The sequence below is a fragment of the Photobacterium rosenbergii genome, assembly GCF_033022775.1.
GTDB classification, from domain to species: domain Bacteria; phylum Pseudomonadota; class Gammaproteobacteria; order Enterobacterales; family Vibrionaceae; genus Photobacterium; species Photobacterium rosenbergii_A.
This window is the reverse complement of record NZ_JAWJZI010000015.1, coordinates 1-13,192: the sequence shown is the minus strand read 5'-3', so window position 1 is coordinate 13,192 and position 13,192 is coordinate 1. Positions and strand designations below refer to the sequence as shown.

Here is a 13,192-nt window from a genome sequence, read left to right as displayed (position 1 = left end):
CCCCTTAGAAATAACTATGGCCAGTGGTCAGGGAAGAGTGTGTCTGAAATCTGGTTGGAGAAGCTGGATATTTTAAGGTGTGAGTTATGGGATTTTTTGTACGCAGACTTAGTTTTTATTTTATTGCGCTGCTGTTCGCAATAACAATTAACTTTATTATCCCCCGGGCGATGCCTGGGGATCCGGTCACCATGATGTTTGCCAATGCCGCAGTACAGGTGACGCCTGAGCGTATTGCCGCGATGAAAGAACTGCTGGGCTTTGTCGATGGCCCAATGTATCAGCAATACTTTATCTATCTCAAAGGGATCCTGTCATGGGATCTGGGGATATCAATTCAAACCTACCCTCAAACGGTTAACCAAGTGCTGGGCAACGCTGTTGGCTGGTCGCTGTTTCTAGCCGGTACCGCTGTGATCCTGGCTTTCTGCCTGGGCTCGACACTGGGTATTTTTGCCGCCTGGAAGCGCGGCAGCAAATACGATGCCTTCATTTCCCCTGGAATGATGGTTGTACAGGCGGTTCCACCCGTTGTTGTCGCTATGCTGGTGCTTTATACCTTTGCCATCGGTGCAAAATGGTTCCCCTCAACCTACGCCTACACCCCGGGCACGACACCGGATTGGACCAGCCTAGATTTCTATCTGGATGTGGGCTACCACGCCGTGCTGCCCCTGTTCTGCGCCACCGTCATCCAGATCGGCGGCTTCCTGATCAACATGCGCAACAACATGATCAACCTGCTCAATGAAGACTACATCACTATGGCAAAAGGCAAGGGGCTGAATGAAAACCGCGTGGTCTTCAAGTACGCCGCCCGTAACGCCATGCTGCCAAGTGTCACTGCCCTTTCGATGGCCATCGGTATGGCGATCGGTGGTCAGCTGATCATCGAGATGATTTTCAACTACCCAGGTCTCGGCACCGTATTGCTCAATGCCATTAACACCCGGGACTACCAAGTGCTGCAGGGCCAGCTGCTGATCATGACCCTGTTCATGCTGTTCTTCAACTTCTTGGCCGACCTTCTTATTGTTGCTCTGGATCCTCGCCTACGTAAGGGAGGCAAATAATCATGAAAGGACTAATCAAGCTACTCTCCGGTAACAGCAAGGCGCTTTTTGGCCTTATTGTCATCGCCACCTTCGTTTTGGGTGCCGTATTTGCGCCGGTCATTACCAAGCATGCCCCAGACAAGCGCACTGGCAGCCCGCACGAATACCCGGCATTCGTTGTCAAGGCAGCCCAAAACAACCCTGACGGCTGGGTCGCAACCAACTTGGCAGACAGCAAACGCACCTTGCGCATCTCCAAAGATGCCGACCATGCTCTCGGTACGACCCGAATGGGGCGCGATGTCTGGTCCCAGGTGGTTTACGGTGCCCGCACCTCGCTGGCGGTTGGATTTGGCGCCGGATTAATGGTCTGCTTCCTTGCCACTGTGATCGGGGTATCAGCAGGTTACTTCGGTGGCCGGGTCGACGACATCCTGTCGGCCGCCATGAACATCATGCTGGTTATCCCGCAGCTCCCGCTACTGTTCGTGATTGCCGCCTTTATCGGCCAGGCAGGCCCACTGACAATCGCCATCGTGATCGGGATGACCTCCTGGGCATGGGGAGCCCGTGTCGTCAGGGCACAGACCTTATCCCTGCGCGAGAAAGAGTTCGTCAAGGCCGCAGAAGTCCTGGGCGAGTCGTCAGTTCGCATCATCTTTGTCGAGATCCTGCCTAACCTGATCTCGATTGTCGGGGCCAGCTTCATCGGTTCAGTGATGCTCGCGATTATGACCGAAGCAACCCTGTCCTTCCTCGGCCTGGGCGACCCGAACTCCATCAGCTGGGGGATTATGCTCTACAACGTGCAGACTTCATCCTCGATGCTGGTGGGTGCCTGGTGGGAGCTACTCGCGCCATGTATTGCCCTGACGCTCATTGCAATTGGCCTCGCGATGCTGAACTTCGCCGTCGATGAAATTGCCAACCCGCAGCTGCGTTCGCACAAAGGTATGCGCCGCTGGAAGAACATGGCTAAAGAAAACCAGAAACAAGCTCAGGCAAGCCTCGCGCCTCAGCCAGCCCTTGAAGGGGGAGAGAAATAATGACCGAACCACAAATTTCTATCCGCAATCTTTGCGTCGACTACATTACCGATGCCGGTGATGTGCGTGCGGTAAACAACGTCAGCTTCGATATTGGCAAAGGCGAAATCTTCGGTCTGGCTGGGGAATCTGGCTGCGGTAAATCCACCGTCGCCTTCTCGCTGATGCGCCTGCACAAGCCGCCAGCATTTATCACTGGCGGTGAGGTCATCTTCGATGGCCATGGCGATATCTTGAAATTCAACGATCAGCAGATGTCGGCCTTCCGCTGGAGCGAGATTTCGATGGTGTTCCAGAGTGCGATGAACGCATTGAACCCGGTATTGACCCTGGAAGAGCAATTCTGCGATGTGATCATGCGCCACACCTCAATGACGCGCCAGCAAGCTGTGCGCCGTGCCGAAGGCCTGCTGGAAATTGTCGATATTCATCCGAGCCGACTGCGTGATTACCCGCACCAGTTCTCTGGCGGTATGCGCCAGCGCTTGGTCATAGCCATTGCCCTGGCCTTGAACCCGAAGATGATCATCATGGATGAGCCAACTACTGCTCTGGATGTGGTGGTACAGCGCGAGATCCTGCAAAAGATCTACGCCCTGAAAGAAGAGTTCGGCTTCTCTATCCTGTTCATTACCCATGACCTGTCGTTGATGGTCGAGTTCTCCGATCGCATCGGCATCATGTATTCCGGTGAACTGGTTGAGGTCGCACCGTCCAAGCAGATCCTGGAAACCCCATTCCATCCTTATACCGAAGGGCTGGGTAGCTCTTTCCCACCGCTGACTGGGCCTAAAACCCGTCTGACCGGGATCCCGGGCAACCCGCTCAACCTATTGGAAGTGCCGACTGGATGCCGCTTCCAGGCCCGCTGCAGCAAAGCTCACGACGCTTGCTTCAGCCATGCAACCCAGCTTCGTCAGCTGGAACCCGGCCGTTTTAGTAACTGCCACCTATTCAACAAGAGCAGTTAAGGATTAAGTAATAGGAAGCATTATGAGCAAGCCAATCGGACAACCAATTATCGAAGGGAAGAACCTGGTCAAGGACTTCCCGGTCAACAGCAACTCGCTGAAAAAATCCATGATGCGCGCCATCAACGACGTATCCTTCAAAATGTACAAAAGCCGCGGCCTGTCAGTGGTCGGTGAATCCGGTTCAGGTAAATCGACCACGGCCAAGATGATTGCCAAGATGTACGCGCCGACAGACGGAACAATCGAGTACTACGGGCGTGATATTGCCACCATCGAGAAAAAAGCCGACCTGATGCAATACCGCCAGGGTATCCAGATGGTATGGCAAGACCCGTTCGGCTCGCTGAACCCGACCCACACCATTTTCCATCATGTGGCGCGCCCGCTGCTGATCCACAACAAAGTCAGCAAAGGCAACAAGAAAGAATTGGAAGAAAGGGTCTACGATCTGCTTGAACAGGTTGGTTTGATCCCGCCTAAAGAAACCGCCGCCAAGTATCCACACCAGCTCTCTGGCGGTCAGCGTCAACGCGTCAACCTAGCGCGAAACATTGCCGTTGGTGCCGAAGTTGTACTGGCCGATGAGCCGACGTCGATGCTCGATGTTTCGATCCGTGCCGGTGTACTCAACCTGATGGAAGAGATGAAGTTCGAGCGCGAAATGGCGCTGCTTTATATTACCCACGATATCGCCACTGCGCGTTACATTGCTGAAGATCTGGCGGTGATGTACGTCGGTCACATGGTTGAGTGGGGGGATACCGAAGAGATCATTCACGATCCGCAGCACCCTTATACCCAGCTTTTGGTTTCGGCGGTACCGGATCCGAAGAAGTCAATTCACGAGAAGCTCAAGGGTAACAAAGGGGAGATCCCGCTGTGGACACCAGAAAGCCTAGGTTGCCCATTTGCCGGTCGCTGTACCCATGCGACAGACAAGTGCCGTGAGCAACTTCCGGGAGTAACCCAGCTCTCCGACAACCATTTCGTACGTTGTTACCTGTACGAGAATTGATGGAGGGATCATGCAGCTGTTAACCAACCACTTAGGCTATGAGCAATTTGGCCACAAGCAGGCAGTCGTCCAAACGGCATCAGCTATTGACGCTCAATATGCCGAGCTTATCTGTGCCCGCAGCCAACAGCCTATCATGCAGCTGCCTCTAGAGGCCTGTGGTCCGGTCGATCAATGGCACACAGGGCTCACCTACACTATCGACTTTTCCGCACTCAAGGAGTGCGGGAAATATCACCTTAGTGTCGGTGACACCTTGTCGGAGCCATTTGCTATCGCCGAGGGGCTATTGATGACTCGCACTTTCAGCGATGTCCTGCATTACTTTAAATCCCAGCGCTGCGGCGGCAAGTTTGACTTGTCCGATCGCACAGTTCCGCTACTCGGCACCGAGATCAAAGTTGATGTCAGCGGAGGCTGGTATGACGCTTCCGGTGATGTCAGCAAATACCTGAGCCACCTGTCCTTCAGCAACTATTTCAACCCGCAGCAAACCCCTATGGTGGTGTGGAATATGCTGTCTGCTTTCGACACCCTGGCAAACGAAGAAGCCTTTGCTGACTTCAGCCGGGTTCGCTTGCTGGAAGAAGCTCTCTATGGGGCCGATTTTCTTGTCAAAATGCAGGCACCGCAGGGCTACTTCTACACCACGGTCTTCGATAAATGGAGCAAGCAAACCGAACAGCGTGAAATCTGCAGTTATGCCCATCAAAGTGGCGACAAATCTACCGACTTCCAAGCAGGTTTCCGCCAGGGAGCAGGGGTTGCCATTGCCGCCTTAGCAGCTGCAAGCCGGATCCTGAGCAGCCCATCAGCAAAGCACATCGGCTATCCAACAACAGCCTGCGAGACCTATCTGGCGGCAGCGGAGCAAGGCTACTGGCACCTGGTTGAACACAACCTGCAATATCTTGATGACGGTATTGAAAACATCATCGATGAGTACTGTGCCCTGCTGGCCGCTGTAGAGCTTTTCCGTGCCACCTGCAATACCGATTTCTTGGCACAGGCCCGAAACTGGGCTGGCAGACTGGCTATGCGCCAACAGAGTGATGAGCAGCAGCATTGTTATTGGTCGGCCAACAGTGATGGCAGCCGCCCATACTTCCACGCCGCAGAAGCCGGTTTGCCGGTGATCAGCTTGCTCAAGTATTTAGCTATCGAGCCAGAGCCTCAGCGTCAGAAACAGCTAGGGGATGCCGTCGCCAAAGCGGTCGCTTTCGAGCTCGATATAACCCAGGAAGTCAATAACCCGTTTGGCTACCCGAGGCAGTACGCCAAACCGTTGGATGGCAACAAAGCCTCCATGTTCTTTATCCCTCATCATAACGAAACGGGTTACTGGTGGCAGGGCGAAAACGCCCGTCTGGCCTCATTGGCCAGCATGGCATTTATGGCGGCAAGCTATCCAAGCTGCCAACCATTGCGCCCGCAACTTAAAGCCTATGGCCAGCGGCTACTCGATTGGCTGCTGGGCCTAAACCCATTTGATATTTCCATGCTTGACGGGCACGGCCGAAACAACCCGGACTATTTGCCAGAACTCGGTTTTTTCAATGCCAAAGGCGGGGTCTGCAATGGCATCACCTCTGGGTTCGACAACGAGCATGATATTGCCTTTAATCCAGCCCCTCATCACAGGGACTTCTTGCAAAACTGGCGCTGGGGAGAACAGTGGATCCCGCATGCCGCTTGGTATCTCTTGGCCGTAACTCTGCAGTATAAGGAACGACACCATGACTGATCACATTCGCTATTTTGTTGGTGTTGATGGCGGCGGCACCTCATGTCGCGCCAGGATCATTAACACTAATGGCCAGGTAATGGGCGAAGCGAAAACCGGCAGTGCCAATATCCTACTAGGTGCAGATATCGCGATGGCCTCCATTATTGATGCCATTGCCACGGCAGCTGCCATCGCGGGGCTCAGCGATGAGGATTACTCAACCATGTCGGTGGGACTGGCATTGGCGGGTGCTGAGCAACGCTCAGCATGGTACGAGTTTATGGCTCAGCCTCATCCATTTGCAGCCGTAACCCTCAATACAGATGCTTACGGTGCCTGCCTTGGTGCTTGGAGCGGTCAGGATGGTGCGATTTTGATTGCCGGTACCGGCTCATGCGGGATCTTGATAAAAGGCACCGAGCAACAAGTGGTCGGCGGCCGTGAGTTTCCGATTTCAGACCAGGGAGGAGGAGCCGTGATGGGGCTGCGTCTCATCCAGCAAACCCTACTAGCACATGACGGGATCCGACCGACGACACCTCTTTCCGCCCATGTCCTTGCCCATTTCAACCAGGATATCGACACGCTAGTGAGCTGGTCCAAAACGGCCCGACCTTGCGACTACGGGCATTTTTCACCTGCTATTTTCACCCATGCCTACCAGGGAGACGCGCTGGGGATCGAGTTACTCAACCAAACCGCTGCAGACATTGAAATGTGGATGAAGGCACTGATCAAACGCGGAGCGGATCAAATCTGCCTGATGGGCAGCATTGCCGAAAGGATCAAGCCTTGGTTGATCCCGCCTCTTCAACAACGAATCGCCGAACCATTGGGTGACGCGATGGATGGTGCGCTGGCCATGGCCCGCGGTAACCACAACCTATACCCATTGTGAGGTAGCTATGAATTTTCGTCTCGATTTTGTCGTTATCGATCAGCAGCCGGAAGAGTCACGGCTGGCACTGACCATTCACAACCTATCGGATAAGCCGCTCCCACAGTGGTCACTGCATTTTACAATGGGCCGCTGGATCAACCACGCCAGCTTGACCCACGGCCAGCTAGCCCAGGTAGGAAGCTACTGCACACTGACGTCTGGCCGCAATGAACCGCTAACGCCCAATGGCCATTTCTATACTGAATTCACCATCGGGACCAAGCCATTCACCCTGCTCGATGATGGGATCATCGATGCCTTTGTCTGTAGTGAGGGCCAAGTGCCGTTTATCGAGCCGCAACCGGTGGAAATTACCGCTTTTGGCTTGCAGCAGCCGCCCCGTGAGCGCCACGGTACCCCGTTGAATCCCGCTGCTGCTATCAGCCTTGTTCCTGCCCCGCAGCACATCAAGCCACTGGCAGGGCTGTTTACTCTTAACCCGCATACGGCGATTTCACTAGGCACCCCTCTCGCCGCAGGCTGCTGCCGTTGGTTGCAAGCTGAGCTGGAGGGTTTACTTCACGAAGGGCTGGCTGTCGATCCCAAGGGCAATATTCATTACCAACACCAAGAGCAGCTCGCAGAAGGGGCATACCAGCTCCTGGTTGAGCAAGATGATATTTGGCTGCTGGCCAGTTCAGAGGCGGGCTTTTGCCATGCCACCTCATCCTTGCTGCAATTGATCCCGCCGGAGCCGAGCCACCACGCCGATGCGGCCTACCAAATCCCCATGGTGGAGATCAGCGATGCGCCGCACTTCGGGCACCGGGGCATGATGCTTGACTGCGCCCGCCATTTCCATCCGGTAAAACGGATAAAGTTTTTGCTTGATCAGCTGGCGCGGTTCAAATTCAACGTCTTCCATTGGCACCTTACCGACGACGAGGGCTGGCGAATCGAGATTGATGCCTACCCAGAGCTAACCCGGATTGGTGCCTGGCGAGGCCCTAATGAGCTTGTCCAGCCACAATTTACCACCATAGGCGAACGATACGGTGGGTATTACAGCAAGCAGGATATACGCGACATTATCGGCTATGCCGCCGATCGCGGGATCATGGTGATCCCAGAAATCGATATCCCCGGGCATTGCCGGGCGGCGATCAAGTCGCTCCCTGATCTGCTTGTTGACCCCGACGACCACTCCGTTTACCGCAGTATTCAGGGCTACAACGACAACATCTTGTCGCCGGCAATGGAGGGGACCTATACCTTCCTCACCAAGGTACTTGATGAGGTCTGTGAATTATTCCCCGCACCTTATGTCCATATCGGTGGCGATGAAGTGCCGCAGGGGGTCTGGACCGACAGTCCTGCCTGCCGCTCCCTGATGGCAGAACAAGGCTATGACGACCCCAAAGAGCTGCAAGGCCATGTATTGCGCTTTGCCGAAGAGCACCTGAGCAGGAAAGGCAAGAGGATGATGGGCTGGGAAGAGGCAACCCATGGTGACAAAGTCAGCAAGGACACCATTATTTTCTCCTGGCTGAGCGAAGAAGCAGGACTTCACTGCGCCCAGGCCGGATATGACGTTGTGATGCAGCCGGGCCAGACCACCTACCTCGACATGGCCCAGGGTCACGGTGCCGATGAAGCCGGTGTCGACTGGGCAGGCAAGCTGTCTCTGGAGCAGGTATACCAGTACCACCCGCTGTCCGAACTCCCCAAGGATGATCCGGCCCGCCATCACATCAGAGGCATTCAGTGCGCCCTGTGGTGTGAACTGATCAACAGCCAAAGCCGGCTTGAGTACATGCTTTACCCCCGCTTGCTTGCGGTGGCTGAAGTCGCTTGGACGACACCAGACAATCGCAGCTGGCCTGATTTCACGGCCCGCCTCGCCGGCCAGCTCGCATATCTAGACAAAGTAGGCATCAATTACCGTCGCTGCGAGTAAGGCGCAGGACAACGATTACAATAAAAGGATTGAAACACCATGAAATACGGTTTTTTTGACAACGATAATAGAGAGTATGTGATCACCCGTCCTGATGTGCCTGCTCCTTGGACCAACTATCTGGGAACAGAAAAGTTCTGTACTGTTATCTCGCACAACGCAGGTGGCTATTCTTTCTATAACTCGCCTGAGTACAACCGTGTCACTAAATTCCGCCCGAATGCGACATTTGATCGCCCGGGCCACTATGTCTATCTGCGTGATGACGAAACGGGTGACTACTGGTCCATCTCTTGGCAGCCAGTGGCGAAAAGCCTAGAGGAAGCCAACTATGAAGTCCGCCATGGCCTGTCGTACTCTAAGTTCAAGTGTGAATACAGTGGTATCACTGCGACCAAAACCCTATTTGTACCCAAAGGCGAAGATGCTGAAATCTGGGATGTCGTCATCAAGAACACATCCGATAAACCTCGTACTATCAGTACATTCTCATTTGTAGAGTTCTCATTTAGCCATATTCAGTCGGACAATCAGAACCATCAAATGTCGCTGTACTCTGCCGGTACAGAATATAAAGATGGCGTGATCGAATACGATCTTTACTACAATACCAATGACTTCGAAGGCTTCTACTACCTAGCCTCAACGTTCTCTCCTGACAGCTACGATGGTCAGCGCGACAGCTTCCTAGGCCTGTACCGAGATGAAGCTAACCCGATTGCAGTTGAAAAAGGCCAGTGTTCAAACTCAGCCCAAACTTGTTACAACCACTGTGGTTCACTGCATAAGCAATTCACGATCCAGCCGGGTGAAGAAGTCCGCTTTGCTTACATCCTAGGGATCGGCAAAGGCAATGGCGAGCGACTACGTGCAAAATACCAGAATTTGGAAGAAGTCGATGCCGCGTTTGCCGGGATCAAAGCCCACTGGGATGAGCGCTGTGCTAAATTCCAGGTCAAGTCGCCAAATGAAGGGCTGGACACGATGATCAATGCTTGGACCCTATATCAGGCAGAGACTTGTGTGGTCTGGTCTCGATTCGCCTCATTTATCGAAGTGGGTGGCCGTACTGGTTTGGGATACCGTGATACCGCTCAAGATGCGATCTCCGTTCCGCACTCCAATGCCGCAATGACTCGCAAGCGCTTGGTTGATCTGCTACGCGGCCAGGTAAAAGCAGGCTATGGTCTCCACTTGTTCGATCCTGATTGGTTTGATCCGGAAAAAGCCGATGTCGAACCGTCGAAGTCTCCAACGGTTGTTCCTACGCCGAGTGACGAAGATAAGATCCACGGTATTGAAGATACCTGCTCTGATGATCACCTATGGCTGATCCCTACCATCTGTAAGTATGTGACGGAAACCGGTGAGGAGAGCTTCTTTGATGAAGTGATCCCATATGCTGATGGCGGTGATGCTACCGTCTACGAGCACATGAAAGCCGCACTGGATTTCTCGGCGGAATATGTAGGTCAAACAGGGATCTGTAAAGGCTTACGAGCTGACTGGAACGACTGCCTGAACCTCGGTGGCGGTGAGTCTGCCATGGTTTCATTCCTGCATTTCTGGGCACTACAGGAATTCATCGAACTTGCGAAGTATCTTGGCAAGCACGATGACATTGCAAAATATACTGAAATGGCAGCCAACGTCCGCGAAGCCTGTGAGCAGCACCTATGGGATGAAGAAGGCGGCTGGTATATCCGCGGCCTAACCAAAAACGGTGACAAGATAGGTACCGCCCAGCAAACAGAGGGACGTATCCACCTTGAATCCAACACCCTTGCAGTTCTATCGGGTCTTGCCTCTCAAGAACGCGGTGAACAAGCCATGGACGCCGTTGACGAAAACCTGTTCTCTGAATACGGCCTTCATCTGAACGCCCCATCATTTGCCACACCAAATGATGACATTGGCTTTGTTACTCGGGTTTACCAAGGGGTAAAAGAGAATGGCGCTATCTTCTCACATCCAAACCCTTGGGCATGGGTAGCGGAAGCCAAACTAGGCCGTGGCGATCAGGCCATGAAGTTCTACGATGCCCTGAACCCGTTCAACCAGAATGACATTATCGAGAAACGTATCGCCGAACCTTACTCGTATGTTCAGTTCATCATGGGACGCGACCATCAAGATCATGGCCGTGCCAACCACCCTTGGCTGACAGGGACATCAGGCTGGGCTTACTTTGCCGTCACCAATTTCATCTTGGGTGTCCAAACAGGCTTTGCCGGCCTAACGATTAATCCATGTATTCCAACCAGCTGGCCTGGCTTTGAGGTCACTCGCCAATGGCGTGGGGCGACATACCAAATCAAAGTTGAAAACCCGAACGGTGTAAGCAAAGGCATTCAGTCTATCAGCCTCAATGGCGAAGCGATTGAGGGAGCTATTCCTGCCCAGCCTGAAGGAAGCACTAACACAGTTACGGTTGTGATGGGTTAACACATCTTGGGGCGCCTCTTGCGCCCCGTCTATCTACGAGAGAATAGGAGTTCCATTATGATCCAGTTTGGAACCGGTGGCTGGCGCGCCCTTATCGGGGAAGAGTTCACCAAAGACAATGTACGCCTTGCAGCCCAAGGGCTGGCAAATATCATGATTGCCGAACAAGTGACTGATAACGGTTTTGTTATTGGTTATGACCGCCGCTTTCTGTCAGACAAAGCAGCCGCCTGGTTCGCTGAAGTACTGGCCGCAAATGGTATCAGGGTGAGCTTTATCAATAAGTTTGTTCCTACCCCGATAGTCATGTTCCAAGCCAAAGAGATGAGCGCTACATACTCAGCCTGCATCACGGCCTCGCATAACCCAGCCGACTACAACGGTATCAAGGTCTTCATTGAAGGAGGCCGGGACGCCGATGAAGTCATAACGGCTAAAATTGAGCAACAGGTTGCGACACTCACAGCCAAAGACGTCAAGTCAGTCGATTTCGAGCAGGCGCTCGAAGACAAACTCATTACCCTGATCAACCCGATGAACGACTTTGTCGACTCCATCATTAACTTCATCGATATTGATGCGATCAAAAAAGCAAACTTGCGGGTACTGATTGACCCAATGTTCGGTGTTGCCAAGAACGCCCTACAAACTGTTTTGATCACCGGCCGTTGTGATGTGGATGTGATCAACGATGGACAAAACCCAGCCTTTGGTGGCTTGATGCCATCACCTAACGCGGCAACGCTCTACCGTCTGAAACACCTTGTAGCCCATGAAGGTTACGATATTGGTATTGGTACCGATGGTGATGCGGATCGGCTGGGCATCATTGATGAAAAAGGTAACTTCATTCATCCCAATGAAGTCTTGATACTGCTGTATTACTACCTGCTTGAATATAAAGGCTGGAAAGGCTCTGTGGTTCGCAACATTGCTACAACTCACCTGCTAGACAAGATTGCGACAGACCATGGAGAGAAAAGCTTTGAAGTTCCGGTCGGCTTCAAACACATCAGCTCTCAAATGGAAGCCGATGACTCGCTCATTGGCGGTGAAAGCTCGGGAGGCCTAACCATCCGTGGCCATATTAAAGGTAAAGATGGCGTGTTCGCTTCAAGCTTGCTGGTCGAGATGATCAGTGTGACGGGCAAGAAGTTGTCAGAAATGCTTGATGAAATTTATGGCAAGTATGGCTTTGCCTATACCGCAGAAGGCGACTGTACCTTCCGCCCTAAAGATCGCCAGCGCCTTTATGACAAGATCTACATCAACAAGGAGCTACCTGATTTCGAATGGGAAATTGACCATGTGAGCTATGCCGATGGGGCTAAAGTCTACTTCAAGAACGGTGGCTGGGCACTCGCCCGCTTCTCAGGCACCGAGCCTCTGTTGAGACTGTTTGCTGAAATGGAAAACCAAGAACAAGCAGAGAAGGTTGTATATCAATTAAAGGCTTTCCTCAACCTTTGACGCTTCCCCCTTTCTCAGCGTTAACCGTACCACTGCCTTGGTTAGCGCTGGGGAAACACGTTGAGTCCTAAGGTAACATGCACATAGCTGTTACATTTCGCAAGCTTTAAGCTTTCGCGGCAAGGGTAGCTTCGCTACCCTTTTTCTTTTTTGGGCGATGGGCGATGGGCGATGGGCGATGGGCGATGGGCGATGGGCGATGGGCGATGGGCGATGGGCGATGGGCGAACCAGAATTTTCAAATGCCCTCACAAGTCAAGTTCTTGCTTTTTCTCTTACCGCTTTATCAATGGCCATTCTTCCTTGCCCTTCCTCTAGTCCCAAGCCAATAGCCTCTGGCCCGGAACGCAAAAAGCCCTACTATTACTAGCAGGGCTTATAAATACATATCGATGAACAGGGATTACATTACTGCCCTTCAGCTAAGGAGAAGCTTTTGATCTCATGCTTTTCCCCGAATCCAGGACCCGCTCTTCCCAGATCCTTACGTTTTGCCGGAGGCCAAAACGTAAAAAAGCCCCGCTGTTTCCAGCGAGGCTTCTTAATAAGTGGCGGAGCGGACGGGACTCGAACCCGCGACCCCCGGCGTGACAGGCCGGTATTCTAACCAACTGAACTACCGCT

At 53.0% G+C, this 13,192-nt stretch carries 9 protein-coding genes; all 9 read left to right on the top strand.

Annotation, left to right across the window (positions count from 1 at the left end; all coding sequences use genetic code 11):
- Positions 1 to 86 precede the first annotated feature (86 nt).
- Genes R2X38_RS21795 through R2X38_RS21755 form a run of 9 tightly spaced genes read left to right on the top strand, consistent with a single transcriptional unit; the run spans position 87 to position 12,568 of the window.
- Positions 87 to 1,073 carry an ABC transporter permease gene (locus R2X38_RS21795; RefSeq protein WP_317524460.1) on the top strand — a complete coding sequence of 329 codons (987 nt, stop codon included), beginning with the start codon at positions 87 to 89 and terminating at the stop codon, positions 1,071 to 1,073.
- 2 nt (positions 1,074 to 1,075) lie between these two features.
- Complete coding sequence (locus R2X38_RS21790) at positions 1,076 to 2,101, top strand: ABC transporter permease (RefSeq protein WP_317524459.1); 1,026 nt, start codon at positions 1,076 to 1,078, stop codon at positions 2,099 to 2,101.
- Positions 2,101 to 3,072: an ABC transporter ATP-binding protein gene (locus R2X38_RS21785; protein WP_317524458.1), complete on the top strand. Its 972-nt coding sequence runs from the start codon at positions 2,101 to 2,103 to the stop codon at positions 3,070 to 3,072. The genes R2X38_RS21790 and R2X38_RS21785 overlap by 1 nt, the downstream gene beginning before the upstream one ends.
- A gap of 22 nt (positions 3,073 to 3,094) precedes the next feature.
- On the top strand, positions 3,095 to 4,090 hold the full coding sequence (locus tag R2X38_RS21780) for an ABC transporter ATP-binding protein (protein WP_317524457.1): 996 nt from the start codon (positions 3,095 to 3,097) through the stop codon (positions 4,088 to 4,090).
- A gap of 10 nt (positions 4,091 to 4,100) precedes the next feature.
- Complete coding sequence (locus R2X38_RS21775; protein ID WP_317524456.1) at positions 4,101 to 5,834, top strand: glycoside hydrolase family 9 protein; 1,734 nt, start codon at positions 4,101 to 4,103, stop codon at positions 5,832 to 5,834.
- Positions 5,827 to 6,714 carry an N-acetylglucosamine kinase gene (locus tag R2X38_RS21770; protein ID WP_317524455.1) on the top strand — a complete coding sequence of 296 codons (888 nt, stop codon included), beginning with the start codon at positions 5,827 to 5,829 and terminating at the stop codon, positions 6,712 to 6,714. Before R2X38_RS21775 ends, R2X38_RS21770 begins: the two co-directional genes overlap by 8 nt.
- A 7-nt stretch (positions 6,715 to 6,721) precedes the next feature.
- Complete coding sequence (locus tag R2X38_RS21765; protein ID WP_317524454.1) at positions 6,722 to 8,653, top strand: beta-N-acetylhexosaminidase; 1,932 nt, start codon at positions 6,722 to 6,724, stop codon at positions 8,651 to 8,653.
- 39 nt (positions 8,654 to 8,692) lie between these two features.
- A complete protein-coding gene (locus tag R2X38_RS21760; protein WP_317524453.1) occupies positions 8,693 to 11,098 on the top strand; it encodes a GH36-type glycosyl hydrolase domain-containing protein in 2,406 nt (801 codons plus the stop codon).
- Positions 11,099 to 11,155: 57 nt separating this feature from the next.
- On the top strand, positions 11,156 to 12,568 hold the full coding sequence (locus R2X38_RS21755) for a phosphoglucomutase/phosphomannomutase family protein (RefSeq protein WP_317524452.1): 1,413 nt from the start codon (positions 11,156 to 11,158) through the stop codon (positions 12,566 to 12,568).
- Positions 12,569 to 13,192 lie beyond the last annotated feature (624 nt).

Bases quoted from the DNA above. Each gene is read 5' to 3' on its own strand.
- R2X38_RS21790 (WP_317524459.1), top strand. From the start codon at position 1,076: ATGAAAGGACTAATCAAGCTACTCTCCGGTAACAGCAAGGCGCTTTTT.
- R2X38_RS21755 (WP_317524452.1), top strand. From the start codon at position 11,156: ATGATCCAGTTTGGAACCGGTGGCTGGCGCGCCCTTATCGGGGAAGAG.
- R2X38_RS21795 (WP_317524460.1), top strand. From the start codon at position 87: ATGGGATTTTTTGTACGCAGACTTAGTTTTTATTTTATTGCGCTGCTG.
- R2X38_RS21765 (WP_317524454.1), top strand. From the start codon at position 6,722: ATGAATTTTCGTCTCGATTTTGTCGTTATCGATCAGCAGCCGGAAGAG.
- R2X38_RS21775 (WP_317524456.1), top strand. From the start codon at position 4,101: ATGCAGCTGTTAACCAACCACTTAGGCTATGAGCAATTTGGCCACAAG.
- R2X38_RS21785 (WP_317524458.1), top strand. From the start codon at position 2,101: ATGACCGAACCACAAATTTCTATCCGCAATCTTTGCGTCGACTACATT.
- R2X38_RS21780 (WP_317524457.1), top strand. From the start codon at position 3,095: ATGAGCAAGCCAATCGGACAACCAATTATCGAAGGGAAGAACCTGGTC.
- R2X38_RS21760 (WP_317524453.1), top strand. From the start codon at position 8,693: ATGAAATACGGTTTTTTTGACAACGATAATAGAGAGTATGTGATCACC.
- R2X38_RS21770 (WP_317524455.1), top strand. From the start codon at position 5,827: ATGACTGATCACATTCGCTATTTTGTTGGTGTTGATGGCGGCGGCACC.